This window comes from Vibrio sp. STUT-A11 (genome assembly GCF_026000435.1).
In the GTDB taxonomy this organism is placed as follows: Bacteria; Pseudomonadota; Gammaproteobacteria; order Enterobacterales; family Vibrionaceae; genus Vibrio.
Window position 1 is genome coordinate 3,199,696 of sequence record NZ_AP026763.1, and the last position, 16,863, is coordinate 3,216,558.

Sequence of the window (16,863 nt, forward strand, 5' to 3'; positions counted from 1 at the left end):
CACCACCTCACAAACGTTTCAATACAAAACTGCCCATCACAACTTTGTCGTTGCGATTAAGCTGGCCTTGCTCAACATTAAACTTTTCTGCGAGCTTCACTCGAGCCTGCTCAAAAGGCTGAAAATCCGAGCTGCGCGCGTGGATTCTGACTTCCCCACGTTGACCATCGTATTTAAAACTGGTGATTAGCAGATCATCAACCTGACCTAGCGTGGCAGGAAGCGCGGCTAACCAGATCAACATGGCTTCATCACCAGAACCACCAGATAAGCGACGCTCTTCATCGGTCATTTGACGTTTAAGGTAGCTGACGGTTGGAATGCGTTTTTTGCCCGGGAACACTTGGCGGAAAATACGTTCACTTTCTTCACGATAAGCCTGAGCCTGAGCCTCATACTTATGTACCATCAGTAACTGTTGAGCGACCATCACCACTAACAAAACACCCGCAGCGATAGCGGTTTTTTGCCATATTTTCCAGTATTTACCCCAAGACGATTTCGGTTTAAATTCTCCAGTGAGTAAGTTGGCTTTGCTCTCAACCACACCTCTGGCTAACAACGCCATCGTCATTTCTTCTGGCTGAGCAATCCACACTTCACTGACGGCAGACACCGGAACCGAACTGTAACAGTCGAGTTTCCAACCTTCATGGCTTTGCAGATAAGATGAGAGATAAAGGTCTAGCCATGAAACATCGACCACCGCGCCTTCGGTTTGAGAATGGCGAATCAGCCACTGTTCACCCATGAGTGCAGCACTGCTGTTCTCATTCACGGGTAGTGCCAACACATCTGGCAAAACACGCTTAATTGTCATTCCCTGACTTGAGAAGCGCTGCAGCACGGTTTGGATCCACGCTCGCTCAACCGCACAGATTTGCGCTTTACCTGACTGCTTGCCTAATACGGTAAAGTGAAGGCTATCGACATCTTGTGCGACTTCGTCTTCCACCAAGTAAGGCAGCATGGTGTCGAACTGACGTTCTGCGCCCGCGGGGATGTCCACTTGAGTGAGCACGACATCGTTACTTGCCAGTAAAGCAAACACCGGACGCTGGTTAGCATAAGGCACTAACTCATCCAGATGTTCCCACCCGGCGATTTCGCCGCTGGCAATCACTTCCTGCTGCTCTGTCGACCACACCACCCAAGGAATGGTACTTTGTTGTTCGCTACTCAGCCGAACGGTCAGAAACTCGCTCACTGATCCCTCCAAAACGACGGCGTACTACCGTCACTGTGTCTCTGTTTGTACTTTGCAAAAGGCTGCGGATACGCACGCGTGAATCATCCACCAGCACTTGTGCATCTAATTCGAAGAAAGCACTATCGACGCCTAAATAAGCTTTGGCTTCCTTCGTGATATTTTCATTTAAGCCCGCTAATTCTGACTCGGCTAAAAACGCTTCGACATTATCCCAGCCATCGAATGGGCGCTTCTCTATCAACTGCACCGCATCACTGTTGCTCAAACCGGGTGAGAACATTGCGACTAAAATTGGTGCTTGTTCAACGTCAATAGTATTCACGTTCAGACGCCAGTCATCACTGGGTAGTGCACAAACTAACGGTGCGATTTTTTGATAGAACTCGCCACTCACCTGATAGACTGAACGTAACTCGGTCTTATCCGCCATCCAGCTATTTGGCGATAAATAAGCAGGACTCATCGCTTCATAAGTACTGTCTTCAACCCCTGTCGTTGAACGAACCACAGAGTCGCTGTCAACGTACTCCCAAGTCGAGTCAGCAATCACTTCCGCTTGATACGGATCCACTTCCGACTCTTCTAGTAAGCGTTGCAGAACCTGAACCAGATAAGGCCTGGCCGTTTGCTGACTGGTCGACTGCACACGGCTCAACACGTTGAGGTTAAAGCACGCTTGCTTATCCACAATCCGTCCGCTGGCCTGACCATAATCAAGCGGGTAGACCTGATCTTTTATTGCCCAAGGCTGGCTCAAGTTGATGGTGTCGGTATCCTTATAGCTTTGCTCAATACCCACTTTTGCCAGCGCTTCGACGCCTAAGCTATACCAATACGCCTGTTGGAAATTGATTTGGTTAGCACCACGCTGAAACTGAGCAAATAATCGCTCAGACATGCTTGCTGCAACCGTGGTCATGATTGCCAGCAACATGAGAACGATAAGTAAAGCGACACCACGCTGACGTTTAGCCATTGTCACTCTCCTCTAACTCAACCAGCTTGCCATCCGGTGTAAGGTAAGTGCGCGTGATTTTGCCGTAGTCCTTTAGCGTCAGTACCACGGATACCGCTTTGGGCAAGGTATCGTTGCTCTCCCAATCACTCTGCCATTTTTCACCATCATAAAAGCGAATATCGAATGCTTCGACTTGCTTCAGTAGTGGCGTAACTATCCCTTCCTGCCCAACGGGTGTATCCGGATAGCGCCACCAGATACGTTGCAGAGTCTCGCCTTTGAGGCGATAACCAACTTTGGTGACTTCACCACGGGGAAACTGCTGTTGCGGGTTGTGCCAACCCAAACGCGCATACATCACCCCTTTGGCATCGGAGTCTAGTAAATAGTCTGACCAAAAAATCAGCTGGCTTGTCGGGTCTTCTCCATCGGTACGAGTGCGACGCAAGGCCATCTGACGAAAGTCATTATCCATCATTACCATCGTACGTTGCAGCTCATTCAAACGCGTAGTACGTTCTTGAGAAAGCAGGTTGCTACGCTGTATCTGTGATACCACCTGATAGGCAGCAACGCTCAAGCTGGCAAAAATCGCAATCGACACCAACACTTCGATAAGTGTAAAACCGTTTTGCTTGTGGTATTTAGTCACGCTATGCATCCTACTGCGCCACATAACTGCGTACCGTCACAAGCGGGCTCGCGTCTTTCGCTGTTGCGACGCTCACATCAAATGCTTTCAGCAATGGCTGTGTGGTAGCGACGGGCGCAACTTTCCAGTACCAAGTGCGTCCAGCCAGTTGCTCAGTGCCATTTTTCGCTTTGAGTTCACTGGTGGCTAACATCACATTCGCCATTTGATTATCCACAACCATTGCTGCAAACATTTTTTCTTCTAAGTAGCTAACCGTATTAATGTGTTGGCTCACAGAGCGAATCACGCTAATGGCCGCTGTCGCAAAAATAGCTAGAGCAACCAGCACCTCTAGCAATGTCATGCCTTTGGAGCGATGACCCGCTACGCTCGGGTGAGTTCGCTTAAAATTGCGCATTCTCATCCTCTTCTGCTTCTTCTCCCGGTGCTAACAACAAAATCTGACCGGACTCTTTACCCACAACACGCCAGCCATCATTCAATGCATCGCCATTTTGGGGAAAGAAAGACAAAGTAAACGGTGTCAGTTCCGCGCTGGAAAACACGAACACTTGTGGCGGCTTACTTTTTTCCTCTTGCTCCTGTTCGGCAAACATATCTTCATCAAACAGCGAGCCTGGCTCAAACAAACGATCATCGTTGTCCCAAGCACCACCACCTAGGTCCAATTGCAACGAGATACCTTCATCCAGAGCGGTTTCACTGGGTATCTGTCTCATTTCTAGTGGTTGCCAGCCCTCAGCGCTCATACTCAGTAATGAATAGGTCGATTGAACGTCATCAACTCGGACACCAAAATCTTTACCGCTCAGTATCGCCTCTTCATTAAGCAGCAGTAAGCGCTGGAAAAAACTTTGTGCATATTGTTTTGAAAGGTCTTTCTGACTGGTAGGCAATGTCGTGACGACCGCTAAGGCGGTCAGAGATAATAAAACCAGCACCAATAGAATTTCTATTAATGTAAACGCTTGATGTTTTCGCATTTGCTTCCTTGGCGCTGGTTTAACGGTCACGATTATTGGTAATCTTGCATATTCCAGTTGCCGATATCCGCAGCTGGACCTTCACCACCCTCTTGACCATCAGCACCCAAGGTAAAGATATCAATCGTGCCATTATCACCCGGGCTCAGGTATTGGTATTCATAACCCCAAGGGTCATTAGGAAGACGCTTAATGTAGCCACCATCACGGTAGTTACGTGGCTCAGGGTTTGACGGTTTGTTCACTAATGCGTCCAAGCCCTGATCGGTGGTTGGATAAACGTTATTATCTAGTTTGTACATATCCAAAGCGTTTTCTAACGCCACAATATCTGTGATCGCTTTTTGTTGGTCTGCCTTTTCTTTGTTGCCAAGTAAGTTTGGTACAACAAAACTTGCCAAAATACCTAAAATCACGACCACTACCATCACTTCTAACAGTGTAAAGCCGCGTTGTTTACTGCGCTTAAAGTTCATTTTTTTCTCCGAAAGTTAGATTGAAGGAACGCCTTTAGTAGACATCCCTTAACCCGAATATTATCCGCTCATTAAGTTATTCATTTCTAGCATTGGCATCAAGGTCGCCATAACGATGAACAGTACTAAACCAGCCATGAGTGCAATCAATACCGGGGTGAAAATGCCCAATGCAATGTTAACGGTTGATTCAAAGTTCTGGTCCTGGTTATCCGCGGCACGAGTAAGCATACTTTCCAGCTCGCCACTTTGCTCACCACTGGCAATCATATGTAGCATCATTGGCGGGAATAAACGGGTTTGATCAAGCGCCCGACGTAAGCTTGCCCCTTCACGCACATTATCCGCAGCCACCATCACCTGCTGTTTTACGTAGCGGTTTGACATTACGTCCACCGCGACACGCATCCCTTCAAGAATAGGGATAGCGCTAGAGGTACAAATCGAAAGTGTACGAGCAAACCTCGCGGTATTAATACCTCTAGAAATCTTACCTAACAGCGGTAAGTTAAGAATTTTTTTATCCCAGGAAAGTCGGAAATCAGGCTTTTGCAAGGCCAGTTTAAGGCCGTAGAAAAACACCACTAAAATGGCAAAAATAATCAGTCCCCACTCCTGAATAAACTCACTGGCAGCCAGAAGAACTTGGGTTGATTGCGGCAGTTCTTGTCCCATCTGAATAATCGGGTCGATGATTTTTGGTACCACTGTGGCGAGTAGAAACGAGACAATAGCAACCGCAAAGACCACCAAAACTACTGGATAAATCATCGCTTGCAGCAATTTAGAGCGCATTTTTTGCCGGTTTTCTACGTAATCCGCCAGACGCTCCAATACTGCATCCAAGTGTCCTGATTTTTCTCCCGCCGCCACCATCGAGCGAAACAGATCATCAAACACATGAGGATAATCCGCCAAGCTATCCGCCAGAGCATAACCTTCGGTCACTTTAGAGCGGACTGCAGCCATCATGGTTCGAATGCGCGGTTTCTCTGCTTGATCAGAAACCGCACGCAAACATTCCTCAAGTGGCATACCCGACTGTACTAGAGTTGAAAGCTGGCGTGTAATCAAAGCTAATTCTGCGGTTTTGATGCCACGCTTAAAACTCACAGAGCCTGACGATTTGACCGCTTTTGCCTTCGCCTCCATCACTTCAATCGGGATCATTCCCTGCTCTTTGAGACGTTGGCGCACCTGACGTGCATTATCGCCTTCTATAGTGCCTTTCTTTTGTTTCCCTTTGCCATCCAGCGCTTTGTACTCAAATGCAGCCATTACGCTTCCTTCGTCACTCGCATCACTTCTTCAAGTGACGTAATACCAAGACGTACCTTGCTTAAACCATCACTACGAATACTTGGCGTATGCGCTCGAACTGCTTTTTCAACCTCTTGCTCACCCGCTTCGCTATGGATCAACTCTTGAACTTTTTCATCGACCATTACCAACTCGTGAATACCTGTTCGACCTCGGTACCCCTTTTGGTTGCACGCTTCACAGCCTACCGCTCGATGCAGAACTAAAGATTCGTGTTCAGCAATACCAAACAGTTTCTTTTGCTCTCTATCCGCCTCATAAGGTTGCTTGCAATCCGGGCAGAGAGTACGAATCAGACGCTGCGCTAACACGCCCAATAGTGACGATGAAATCAAGAATGGTTCAATCCCCATATCACGCAGACGAGTAATAGCACCGACTGCGGTGTTGGTGTGAAGCGTTGACATCACTAAGTGACCAGTCAAGGAGGCTTGCACGGCGATTTGTGCTGTTTCTAAGTCACGGATCTCACCAACCATCACCACATCCGGGTCTTGACGCAATATTGCACGTAGGCCACGAGCAAATGTCATGTCCACTTTAGTGTTGACCTGTGTCTGACCAATACCGTCGATATCAAATTCGATCGGGTCTTCTACCGTCAGGATGTTGCGTTCGTTACTGTTGATTTCTTGCAAGCCAGCATACAAAGTTGTTGATTTACCAGAACCTGTCGGACCGGTAACCAAGATGATGCCGTGTGGGCGCTGAATAAGATGACGGAAATTATCATGTACTGAGCGAGTCATTCCCAAGCTGTGCAGATCAAGGCGCGTGGAATTCTTATCGAGCAGACGCATCACCACACGCTCACCGTGTGAAGATGGCATGGTCGAAACACGCACATCAACGGCGCGACCACCGATACGCAAGGAAATGCGACCATCCTGAGGCACACGTTTTTCTGCAATATCCAGCTTGGCCATGACTTTGACACGGGAAACCAGAAGAGGCGCTAGCTTGCGACTAGGTGTCAGGACTTCACGTAATACGCCATCGACACGGAAACGAATAGAGAGCTTTTTCTCGAACGTTTCAATGTGAATATCCGAAGCCCCTTCTTTGATGGCTTCTCCCAACATTGCGTTAATCAATTTAATGATTGGGGCGTCGTCTTCGGACTCAAGCAAGTCTTCATCATGTGGCAACTCTTCTGCCAGAGAGAAGAAATCATCACTGTCTGCACCGATGTCTTCCATCAGCTGACGCGCTTCAGAAGAATCTCGCTGGTACGCTTCAGTCAGCTTTTTATCGAACGCTTCCTGGTCGATAGGCTGAGGTACGAAGCTCTGTTTAATCACACGACGAACTTCAACCAGAGCCGCCGGATTAAGCGGCTCCACATAATAGAGAATGGGTGGGCGCTCAGGATGTTCCGTCTCCAGCACCAGTTTAAAGCGATTGGCAAAACTGAATGGCAGACGACGCATACTTGGCACTGTGTCTAACATATCAACCATTAGTTCACACTCATCTGATCAAGAAATGCCTGGATCTCAGCGGGATGCTCGCGATCTTGTCCATACTCAGGCATCAATGGAACTTTATCATCCGCCATCAGTTGCAAGCCTTGCTCCGCTTTATACAATTGCTCTGCACGAATGAAGTTGTACTTACGCTGAGTAATACCATCTGCCGTCATGCCATCACGGATAATGGTTGGCTTAATGAACACCATCAGGTTACGCTTTTGTGTTTCCGTACTGGTTGACTTAAACAAGTGACCAAGAACTGGTATATCACCCAGTAGAGGAACTTTTGCCACACTCTCCAGTGCGCGCTCATCCACCAAGCCACCCAGCACGAGCATCTGACCATCCTGAACCATGACTGACGTGTTTAGCTGACGCTTGGCAAAGCGAACATCGACCGCACCATTGGCACCTAAAACGTTCGACACTTCTTGTTCAATATTCAATTGAACGGAATCCCCTTCGTTAATTTGTGGTACCACTTTCAGCTTGATACCGACTTCTTTACGGTCCACGGTCTGGAATGGGTTGTCGTTGTTTGAGCCGGCAGTCGAACCAGTAATAACCGGTACTTCCTCACCAACAATAAATGAGGCTTCACCGTTATCCATCACCGTAATGCTCGGAGATGACAGGATGTTAGAGTTTGAATCCGTCGCCACGGCATTAATCAGTGCTGTCCAGTCACCCATCACAATACTCATTGCTGCGCCGTTGACGCCACTCAACGCAGAGGCCAGTGTAGAATAATCACCTTCTTCGGTGTACTCACGAGTTTGCCAGCTACTTGAATCGCTATCCCAGTAGCTTTCTGTCTGTGTGGTGTCTTTCGCTTCTTCCAGACCAACCATGACTTCGCCGATTTGCGCACCAGAACCGTACTGAATCACAGCGCCCGTCTCTAGCGAGCCCCATTGAACGCCAAGGTTAATACCATCACCTTCCGACATTTCAACAATCAGCGCTTCAATCAATACCTGTGCTCGGCGGATATCAAGCTGGGCAATAACATCTTGTAAAGCCATCATGATATCTGGTGGCGCAGTCAGCACGAGCGCATTGGTTGCAGGGTGAGCTGCGATCACCACTTCGCCACGCTGTGTTGATTTCTGTCCCTGACCTGCTTGCTTTTCCGCTTGTAGGTTATCAGATACGCCTTTTAGGACATCGACTAAATCTTCGGCTTTGGCGTTCTTAAGGTAGACCACCCGGTTGTTACCTTTGGTCGCCATTTCCACGTCAAGCTGACGAATTAAGCGTTTAAGACGAGCGCGTACTTTAGGATCACCCGAGATAAGAATCGCATTGGTGCGGTCATCAGCCACGATCTTAGGCTCAAGGAATTCTGGTGTGCTTTTTTGATTGGTGCTTTTGTTTAGTGCTTCGACAATACGCACCATCTCTGCTGCCGAGGCATTACGTAGCTCAACCAGCTCAATTTCTTTGTCACCCGCCTGGTCAACGCGTTTAATGATTTCCGCCAAGCGATTGACCACCGCCGCACGACCCGTGATCAGGATGATGTTGGCTGGATCATAGTGAACCACGTTACCGGCACCTGCATTGTTAATTAACTGACGCAGCAAAGGAGACAATTCACGTACCGATACATTACGTACCGCAACAACTCGGGTGATAACACTGTCGCCTTGCGCGCTGCTATCACCTAAAACTGGGATCGCAGAAGTTTTCGAGTCTTTCGCTTTAATCACTTTCAGTACGCCGTTGTCCATCTCGACGACGGCATAGCCGTAAACTTCGAGTACGTTAAGGAAAAAGCTGTAGTATTGCTCTTCATTCAGTACGTCATAACTACGGACATCAATTTTTCCACGGACCGATGGATCAACAATGATGGTTTTTTCTAAATTACGACCAACGATGTTAATAAATTCCTGAATATCCGTACCTTTAAAGCTGGCACTAAATTCATTTGCTATCGTACCCGGAGCCCAGAGTAGGCTCCCTACCAATAACCAAGCACTTTTGCTTAACCAATGTTTCACGTATGTCTCCCTGCACTTACGCTGATAGCCTAAGTATTACAATTGGATATAGATTTCGTACTGCTGGCCTTCACGCACAACAGTCAGATTCAGCTCTTGCGGATCGCTCATTATTTGCATCAATTCAGCTGAAGAAGAAGGGTCACTTAAGTCGATCCCGTTGAGTTGTACGGCAATATCACCAGACTCTAAGCCCACATCATTAAACAATGCGGCTTCGCGCCCCGGAGCAACTCGGTAACCAATAATGTCGTCACCATTCTTCACGGGTGAAATGCTGATGTATTTAAAAACACTTTTCGGATCTTGAGCGATTTCCTCGCGGATTTGCTCCAATTTGTCACCCACCACAGACTCCTGCTGGACAGCCTGCGCTCGCCTCAGCTGTGGCGATTCAGATAACTTGTTATACTCAACTCCCTGCATCATCAGCGTTTCGTCACGGCCTTGGTTATCGATGATGACACGATCGACTAATACGGCTTTCAATGTCGCACGTGTGCCTTCGATTTCTTCACCGATACCATAGGTTGACTGTTTACCTCGATTGGCAATAACCGCTAAACTGCTTTGCACCTGATTACTGGCCACAGCCCCAACGAGAGTTAAGTTCAGACGAGTCTTAGGTGCATCTTTGACAACAGGTTGATCGATAATGACAGGTTTGTTTTCAGTGTATTGACCGAATAAGTGAGCATTTTGAAGGGCGTTGAAATCAATTGCGTTGTCGTTATTGCCAGCAATAATATTACCTGCTGTAGGTCGCCATGGCGTTATTTCCGCCGTTTGTGGGATCAGTAACCACACTACTTTTCCGAGCAGCCATCCGACTAGCGCGATAAATAAACAAGTAAATAGCAAACTAAGCTTGGTTTGAATCGCGTAGTTATTGGATTTCATCTGAGCCAGTAGTGGGCTGCTCGATAATCCAGCACTCAGCTCTATTCGCTTCACTAAATTGATTCCTTTCTTTCGATATAGGTCGATCTGGCTATAAAAAACATCGACTCTATCACTTCTATAATGACAGTAAAATTACTAACAAAAAAATAGCAGTCAACTATATCATAACGAATATTACTTACCTTTTTCTTCTTCAGTTTTTGCCAACTCCCTTGAAAAAAATAGGCCTTGGCTCCATCTGTAGGTGAATAATCCATCACTCATTGCTGTAAATAGCAGTGGTTAGATAGCGTAGTGTTGTATGAGTTCCGTAAATGAAGCCGTTAGGCTAGATAAATGGCTTTGGGCCGCAAGATTTTATAAAACCCGCTCCATCGCTCGTAACATGGTCGATGGCGGTAAAGTCCACTATAATGGCCAACGAAGCAAACCAAGCAAAATAGTTGAGTTGGGTGCCGAAATTAAACTTCGTCAAGGCAACGAAGAAAAAACGGTGATCATCGAGAAAATCTCTGATCAACGTCGCGGGGCACCAATCGCACAGACTCTGTATCGCGAAACTGAAGACAGTATTACAAAGCGAGAAGAACACGCGACTCAACGGAAACTTAATGCCCACAACCCAAGTCCGGAACGCCGCCCTGATAAAAAGCAGCGCCGTGACATCATTAAGTTCAAGCATCAATAAACGCCGGAAATACCAACGAGGAAATCACTCCATGGCAAATAATGTTTTAAACCGCTACCTATTTGAAGACCTTTCAGTTCGTGGCGAGTTGGTACAATTGGACGAAGCGTACCAGCGTATTATCTCCAGCAAGGAATATCCGGCAGCAGTACAAAAACTGTTGGGTGAGCTACTCGTATCGACCACTCTTTTAACCGCAACACTTAAATTCGAAGGCTCAATCACGATTCAGCTGCAAGGTGATGGTCCGGTTTCTCTTGCCGTCATCAATGGTGACCACAAACAGAGAATTCGTGGTGTTGCCCGCTGGGAAGGCGATATTGCCGATGATGCTAGCCTTCACGATATGATGGGTAAAGGTCATATGGTGATCACAATCGAACCTAAAGCAGGCGAACGTTACCAAGGTGTGGTTGGCTTAGAGGGCGACAATCTGGCAGAAGTTCTCGAAGGCTATTTCGCAAACTCTGAGCAGCTAAAAACGCGTCTTTGGATCCGCACGGGTGAATTTGAAGGTAAACCGCATGCAGCGGGTATGCTGATTCAGGTGATGCCCGACGGTACTGGTTCTCCTGATGATTTTGAACACTTAGAACAACTGACTGACACAGTAAAAGAGCAAGAGCTGTTCAGCTTAGAAGCCAATGAGCTACTCTACCGTTTATACAACCAGGACAAAGTGCGTCTGTACGAACCTCAACCAGTATCATTCCAATGTGGTTGTTCTCGTGAGCGCAGTGGTGCTGCTATCGTCACTGTTGAGAAAGCAGAAATTTATGACATTTTGGCCGAGGTCGGATCCGTTTCTTTACATTGTGATTACTGCGGGACAACATATTCCTTTGATGAATCTGAGATTACAGCCCTCTACGCACAAGCTTCAACGGACAAAAAAACGCTGCATTAATTTTCATAGCTTATCAAGCACGTAATTCCCCCTTCAAAAGGCCAGCTTAATGCTGGCCTTTTTGTGACCCAACCCCCGTAAAACCTAACTTTTGACGTAATAAAATAACCGCTTAATTTTAAGTGATTAATAATTATTTTGCCCTAGCGTAAAGGATTGCGCGCACGATAAACTATTCCAACCAATATGTGACGGGTCACCTAAAACCCCAACAATATCGTGGATAAATTTTGAACTATATCCCTGTTTTCTCCCGGTCCCGTTGCTAGCATGGTGAGCAGATAAAAATTAAAACATTCTTACAAAATCCCTACAAAATCCTTATAAGGAGCACCTATGACCGTTATGGAACATACAAAGGCTGCAACACTTGATCTAACCAGACATGGACTGCACAACGTAAAAGAGGTTCTGCGCAACCCTAGCTACGAAGTGCTGTTTGAAGAAGAGACGCGTGAAGAACTAACCGGTTATGAACGCGGTGTGGTTACTGAATTGGGTGCGGTTGCTGTAGACACAGGCATCTTTACTGGTCGCTCACCAAAAGATAAATACATCGTGAAAGATGCTACAACAGAAGAAAACATGTGGTGGACTTCTGACGCAGTTAAAAATGATAACAAGCCAATCAACCAAGAAGTGTGGAATGAGCTAAAAGAATTGGTGGCAAACCAACTTTCTGGCAAACGCCTGTTTGTGATTGACGGTTACTGTGGTGCAAACCCTGATACACGCTTGAGCATTCGTGTTATCACCGAAGTTGCATGGCAAGCGCACTTCGTGAAAAACATGTTCATCCGCCCAACAGAAGAAGAGCTGGCAACGTTTGAACCAGACTTCGTTGTTATGAATGGCGCGAAATGCACTAACCCTAAATGGGAAGAGCAAGGTCTTAACTCTGAAAACTTCACTGTATTCAACTTGACTGAACGTACTCAGCTTATCGGCGGTACTTGGTACGGTGGTGAGATGAAGAAAGGCATGTTCGCAATGATGAACTACTTCCTTCCTCTGAAAGACATCGCATCAATGCACTGTAGTGCAAACATGGGCGAAGATGGCGATGTAGCGATCTTCTTTGGCCTATCTGGTACAGGTAAAACAACGCTTTCTACTGACCCTAAACGTGCCCTAATTGGCGATGATGAACACGGTTGGGATGACGACGGCGTATTTAACTTCGAAGGTGGTTGTTACGCGAAGACCATCAAACTATCGAAAGAAGCCGAGCCTGATATCTACAACGCTATCCGCCGCGATGCGCTGCTAGAAAACGTAACGGTACGTAACGATGGCTCTATCGACTTTGATGATGGCTCTAAGACAGAGAACACTCGTGTTTCTTACCCGCTTTACCACATTGAAAACATCGTTAAGCCTGTTTCAAAAGGCGGTCACGCGAACAAAGTGATCTTCCTGTCAGCTGACGCGTTTGGTGTGCTTCCTCCAGTATCAAAACTGACGCCAGAACAAACCAAGTACCACTTCCTGTCTGGCTTTACTGCTAAACTAGCAGGTACTGAGCGCGGTATCACTGAGCCGACGCCAACCTTCTCTGCATGTTTTGGTGCTGCGTTCCTAACACTTCACCCAACTAAGTATGCAGAAGTACTGGTTAAACGTATGGAAGCAGCAGGTGCAGAAGCTTACCTGGTCAACACGGGTTGGAACGGTAGCGGTAAACGTATCTCAATTCAGGATACTCGCGGAATTATTGATGCAATCCTAGACGGTTCAATTGAAGATGCAGCAACAAAGCAAATCCCAATCTTCAACCTTGAAGTTCCGACTTCACTACCAGGTGTTGATCCAAGCATTCTTGATCCACGTGATACTTATGTTGATCCACTGCAATGGGAAAGCAAAGCGAAAGATCTAGCGGAACGCTTTATCAATAACTTTGATAAATACACAGACAACGCAGAAGGTAAATCCCTGGTTGCTGCAGGCCCACAACTTGACTAATGTGATGCAATAAACCAGTCGAGAGTGACTTGGTTACCAAAATATTCTACAAGCCCCTCTTTTGAGGGGCTTTTTATTGAATCCCACTTAAGATTGATACAAGCTAAAGCAGACTTCCCTACTTTTACGCAGGTTCTGGCAAGGATGAAAACAGCGCTTCGAATTCTAATTCTGTTACTGGTATTACTGATTGCTATCCCAGCAACCGTTATTGCGCTGCTTGCTACTTCCTATGCTAACCAAACCTGGGGCTTTATTTCACAGCATCTGAACCTATCTGTTCAGGCAGATAAGGTGTATTACGACTTTCCTTATCACCTCACTGTGCAAGGTATTCGAACTAAAAACGAACGTGCTTCCTACATTGAACAAATCGATGTATGGCTGAACCCAGATGTGCGTCGTGATGGAAAGTGGATTGTCGATAGTTTGCTTATCGATGGTGTGAGCTTACAAAAAGGGATGCCTGCCTTACCCGATCTCAGCGCTGTCCTGTTCCACCAAGTGGCCGTTAAGAATCTTGAATACTCCAACAACCAATTAGTGGTCAATGGGTTAAACGTTCAAGTTCAAGCGCCTGATTGGCATAACAGCCCGTATGAAGTGCCTTATGGTGAAATACAGCTATCCGCAGCTCAAATATACTGGAACGGTGAAGCTTTCGATAATGTCTTGCTAGATATGGATTATCGACCTGAAAATAGCACACTCTACGGTTCGTCGTTTGAATGGCGAGGCAGCCAGGTTTCCGGTCAAGGGGAACAGTACCCTCAAGGCTGGTCTTTGGTTAATGTCACCCTCAACAAACTAAAAATAAACGATACGCAGCTAAAATCTCTACTTGCGAAACCATGGCAACAGATACCATTCAAAATCAACCATATTAATAGCTTAGACTTGCTCAATGCGGATATCGAGTGGGGAGATTGGCACTGGCAAAATTTAGATCTTTCGTTGGAAGATGCTGAACTTCCGCTCTCGCTTTGGCATACACAAGCTCAGGTATCTCTTCAAGCCGACAGTGTTCGCTTTCAGGAACAAACCGCGATCGAACCACGCTTAAGCGCGACAATGACGCCCGGTCAGATCGAGCTGAAAGAACTCGACTTAGACTGGCAACAAGGTCGTATTCAGGTTTCGGGCCAGTTCAAGCCAACCCGATGGCAGATAGAAACAGCCTCAATTCAGGGCTTGAAGTGGGCCATACAGCCAGAGGACAGCTCTGATTGGTGGCAACAAGGTCGTATTCAGGTTTCGGGCCAGTTCAAGCCAACCCGATGGCAGATAGAAACAGCCTCAATTCAGGGCTTGAAGTGGGCCATACAGCCAGAGGACAGCTCTGATTGGTGGCAAGTGGCGACGAACGAACTAAAAGAGCTCGCGATAAACCAGCTTGATATCGAACACAGCCAGATCATTCAGATATCACAGCAGCCCTATTGGCAGGTTTCAGGACTGAACTTAGAAGGTCGCCAACTTGAAATCAAACGCTTAGCGAAGCACTGGACCGTGTGGAATGGCAATCTGGACGTCAGCGTCGTCAACGCCAGTTATGATAAGGTTGTAACAACTCATGCTGCGCTGTCAACTCAAAGCGACAATGGGTTGTGGCAATTGACTCGTTTGTTTGCTCCATTAAAGCAAGGTTATATCGAAGGTTACGGACAGATTGATGTCAGTACCACCAGCCAACCATGGACACTAAACTTAGATGCAGATGGTATCCCTTTGCGACTGTTCCACGCTTATCTACCTGACGTATTAGCCGTAGAAGGTTTTTCTGATCTCAACCTTGAGCTCCAAGGTCTGGCGGGAGATCACAATATGCTGGCGTACAGCTTAACCGGCGCTGTCGAAGCCAATTTACGTGAAATAACTCTGCGTTCACAAGCAGATAAGTCACTTAAACCCATCACATTATCTCCCGTCCGCCTGCAAGCGCAACGTGGGGAGGTCGTTATGAAACCCATCACCATTTCAGGCGCTGCTATCAAAGGTAAACTATCTGGTGCTTTCGATCTGGCTAACAATCCATTAAGCGGAATAGAGTATCAACTGCAAGAACAATGCGGCTTGATTACTGGTGACCTTTTCAGCCCTGAACCCGAGACGAATAAGTGCATTCAACCTAATAAAAACCAAGTATTACCACCGCAAGATGGTTCTGCGTTACCGGAATCAGGTCAAGAAGAAACCGAGCCTGCAGCCCCTATTTCGGACATCAATTTAGAGCTGCAGGAAGACGAGTTGGTTGAAGAGATAGTGGAAGAAAATGAGCCAACAATAAATGCTGCTGCCGACGAAGCGCTAACAGCTGAGTAATTGCGAATAATTAGGGATTAGCATGTAAGTCCCGACAAAATCGACGGCTGGCGTATCACCACTATAAATCACTACATGAATCACGATTCGCGCTTTACGGCCCGACTTCAGTCGGTCCAAGTCACCGCTGATACCGTCAAGCGATGTGCTGGCAACAGGGTTTTGTTCCACGGGTTGGCGATAACGAATCGAGCTGTCCGCAAGAACAATATCACCGTGCAGACCACGCTCTTTAAGCAGTAACCAGGTCATTCCCCACCCAGTCAATGTCGCCAAGGTAAAAGCAGAGCCAGCAAACATGGTATTGTGAGGGTTCAGGTTAGGGTTAAGCTGGGCGCAACATTCAAATTGATAACCCGTGTATTGATTAATCTTAATCCCCATTTTGTCACTAATCGGGATTTGCTCTTCCCATCGCTTCTGAAGCTCCGTACACCACTCAGGGCGGCGCAGAACATTGGCCATCGGGTCCAGAGGTTTAACCATTTGTTGGTGACGGACCGGGCCACGCTCATCAGTCAGCTCACCACGGCGCTCAAAACCACTTTTCTCATAGAACGCAATCGCATCTTCACGGGCATTACATACCAAGCGTTTCGCACCTTCCTGGCGTGCTAGAGACTCTAGTGCCACTAACACTAATGAACCCATGCCTTTACCACGGCGATTACTTTTTACCGCCATGTAACGAATCTGACCGTCATTGTCTGGGGTAATATAAAGACGCCCAATCGCCATCGGGCGGCCTCGGCCATCCACAATCATCCGGTGGTGACTCATACCATCGTATTCATCACGTTCCGACCCGATCGGCATTCGCCACGGCTCACGTAACATCTGCCAGCGGAACTGATAATACTTGTTAAGCTGGTTTTCGGTTTTTGGAGTAATGAGTTTGAACATATCATTCCTTTGAAAGAACTAAACAAATAAATGTCAGAGAAAATAACGCCAAGCCAATTCCATGTGCTTGGAGTTAAAGCTTAGACCATCAAGAT

General features: G+C 47.0%; 15 protein-coding genes. 4 read left to right on the top strand and 11 right to left on the bottom strand.

The window, feature by feature from the left end:
• Nucleotides 1–7: 7 nt before the first annotated feature.
• From gspL to gspC, 10 genes are read right to left on the bottom strand one after another with little or no spacing between them, the layout of a single operon-like run.
• On the bottom strand, nt 8–1,207 hold the full coding sequence (gene gspL, locus OO774_RS14920; protein ID WP_264903380.1) for a type II secretion system protein GspL: 1,200 nt from the start codon (nt 1,205–1,207) through the stop codon (nt 8–10).
• Nucleotides 1,176–2,186 (bottom strand): type II secretion system minor pseudopilin GspK, encoded by a 1,011-nt coding sequence (gene gspK, locus OO774_RS14925; RefSeq protein WP_264903381.1) that lies wholly within the window; start codon nt 2,184–2,186, stop codon nt 1,176–1,178. The genes gspL and gspK overlap by 32 nt, the downstream gene beginning before the upstream one ends.
• On the bottom strand, nt 2,179–2,844 hold the full coding sequence (gene gspJ, locus OO774_RS14930; RefSeq protein ID WP_264903382.1) for a type II secretion system minor pseudopilin GspJ: 666 nt from the start codon (nt 2,842–2,844) through the stop codon (nt 2,179–2,181). The genes gspK and gspJ overlap by 8 nt, the downstream gene beginning before the upstream one ends.
• On the bottom strand, nt 2,831–3,220 hold the full coding sequence (gspI, locus tag OO774_RS14935) for a type II secretion system minor pseudopilin GspI (RefSeq protein ID WP_264903383.1): 390 nt from the start codon (nt 3,218–3,220) through the stop codon (nt 2,831–2,833). The genes gspJ and gspI overlap by 14 nt, the downstream gene beginning before the upstream one ends.
• A complete protein-coding gene (locus OO774_RS14940; RefSeq protein WP_264903384.1) occupies nt 3,207–3,806 on the bottom strand; it encodes a GspH/FimT family pseudopilin in 600 nt (199 codons plus the stop codon). Before OO774_RS14940 ends, gspI begins: the two co-directional genes overlap by 14 nt.
• A 32-nt stretch (nt 3,807–3,838) precedes the next feature.
• Entirely contained in the window at nt 3,839–4,282 is a 444-nt protein-coding gene (gene gspG, locus OO774_RS14945; RefSeq protein WP_264903385.1) for a type II secretion system major pseudopilin GspG, read from the bottom strand.
• 60 nt (nt 4,283–4,342) lie between these two features.
• On the bottom strand, nt 4,343–5,560 hold the full coding sequence (gene gspF / locus OO774_RS14950) for a type II secretion system inner membrane protein GspF (RefSeq protein ID WP_264903386.1): 1,218 nt from the start codon (nt 5,558–5,560) through the stop codon (nt 4,343–4,345).
• Nucleotides 5,560–7,062 (bottom strand): type II secretion system ATPase GspE, encoded by a 1,503-nt coding sequence (gene gspE, locus OO774_RS14955; protein WP_264903387.1) that lies wholly within the window; start codon nt 7,060–7,062, stop codon nt 5,560–5,562. The genes gspF and gspE overlap by 1 nt, the downstream gene beginning before the upstream one ends.
• Entirely contained in the window at nt 7,062–9,080 is a 2,019-nt protein-coding gene (gene gspD, locus OO774_RS14960; protein WP_264903388.1) for a type II secretion system secretin GspD, read from the bottom strand. The genes gspE and gspD overlap by 1 nt, the downstream gene beginning before the upstream one ends.
• 36 nt (nt 9,081–9,116) lie before the next feature.
• On the bottom strand, nt 9,117–10,034 hold the full coding sequence (gspC, locus tag OO774_RS14965) for a type II secretion system protein GspC (protein ID WP_264903389.1): 918 nt from the start codon (nt 10,032–10,034) through the stop codon (nt 9,117–9,119).
• Nucleotides 10,035–10,284: 250 nt separating this feature from the next.
• Between gspC and hslR the strand changes: the two genes are divergently transcribed.
• From hslR to OO774_RS14985, 4 genes are all read left to right on the top strand, one after another.
• A complete protein-coding gene (gene hslR / locus OO774_RS14970; RefSeq protein WP_264903390.1) occupies nt 10,285–10,671 on the top strand; it encodes a ribosome-associated heat shock protein Hsp15 in 387 nt (128 codons plus the stop codon).
• Between the two features lie 31 nt (nt 10,672–10,702).
• A complete protein-coding gene (hslO, locus tag OO774_RS14975; protein ID WP_264903391.1) occupies nt 10,703–11,578 on the top strand; it encodes an Hsp33 family molecular chaperone HslO in 876 nt (291 codons plus the stop codon).
• Between the two features lie 336 nt (nt 11,579–11,914).
• Nucleotides 11,915–13,543 carry a phosphoenolpyruvate carboxykinase (ATP) gene (pckA, locus tag OO774_RS14980; RefSeq protein WP_264903392.1) on the top strand — a complete coding sequence of 543 codons (1,629 nt, stop codon included), beginning with the start codon at nt 11,915–11,917 and terminating at the stop codon, nt 13,541–13,543.
• Between the two features lie 144 nt (nt 13,544–13,687).
• Nucleotides 13,688–15,865: an AsmA family protein gene (locus OO774_RS14985; protein WP_264903393.1), complete on the top strand. Its 2,178-nt coding sequence runs from the start codon at nt 13,688–13,690 to the stop codon at nt 15,863–15,865.
• On the opposite strand, the gene OO774_RS14990 is transcribed toward OO774_RS14985, so the two are convergent.
• Nucleotides 15,851–16,768: a bifunctional GNAT family N-acetyltransferase/hotdog fold thioesterase gene (locus OO774_RS14990; protein WP_014230527.1), complete on the bottom strand. Its 918-nt coding sequence runs from the start codon at nt 16,766–16,768 to the stop codon at nt 15,851–15,853. The two genes, OO774_RS14985 and OO774_RS14990, sit on opposite strands and share 15 nt — an antisense overlap.
• Nucleotides 16,769–16,863 lie beyond the last annotated feature (95 nt).

What these genes read in the sequence shown, in the direction of transcription:
- hslR (WP_264903390.1), top strand. Translation starts at nt 10,285, where the DNA reads ATGAGTTCCGTAAATGAAGCCGTTAGGCTAGATAAATGGCTTTGGGCC.
- gspK (WP_264903381.1), bottom strand. Translation starts at nt 2,186, where the DNA reads ATGGCTAAACGTCAGCGTGGTGTCGCTTTACTTATCGTTCTCATGTTG.
- OO774_RS14990 (WP_014230527.1), bottom strand. Translation starts at nt 16,768, where the DNA reads ATGTTCAAACTCATTACTCCAAAAACCGAAAACCAGCTTAACAAGTAT.
- gspF (WP_264903386.1), bottom strand. Translation starts at nt 5,560, where the DNA reads ATGGCTGCATTTGAGTACAAAGCGCTGGATGGCAAAGGGAAACAAAAG.
- gspG (WP_264903385.1), bottom strand. Translation starts at nt 4,282, where the DNA reads ATGAACTTTAAGCGCAGTAAACAACGCGGCTTTACACTGTTAGAAGTG.
- pckA (WP_264903392.1), top strand. Translation starts at nt 11,915, where the DNA reads ATGACCGTTATGGAACATACAAAGGCTGCAACACTTGATCTAACCAGA.
- hslO (WP_264903391.1), top strand. Translation starts at nt 10,703, where the DNA reads ATGGCAAATAATGTTTTAAACCGCTACCTATTTGAAGACCTTTCAGTT.
- OO774_RS14940 (WP_264903384.1), bottom strand. Translation starts at nt 3,806, where the DNA reads ATGCGAAAACATCAAGCGTTTACATTAATAGAAATTCTATTGGTGCTG.
- gspJ (WP_264903382.1), bottom strand. Translation starts at nt 2,844, where the DNA reads ATGTGGCGCAGTAGGATGCATAGCGTGACTAAATACCACAAGCAAAAC.
- gspI (WP_264903383.1), bottom strand. Translation starts at nt 3,220, where the DNA reads ATGCGCAATTTTAAGCGAACTCACCCGAGCGTAGCGGGTCATCGCTCC.
- gspE (WP_264903387.1), bottom strand. Translation starts at nt 7,062, where the DNA reads ATGGTTGATATGTTAGACACAGTGCCAAGTATGCGTCGTCTGCCATTC.
- OO774_RS14985 (WP_264903393.1), top strand. Translation starts at nt 13,688, where the DNA reads ATGAAAACAGCGCTTCGAATTCTAATTCTGTTACTGGTATTACTGATT.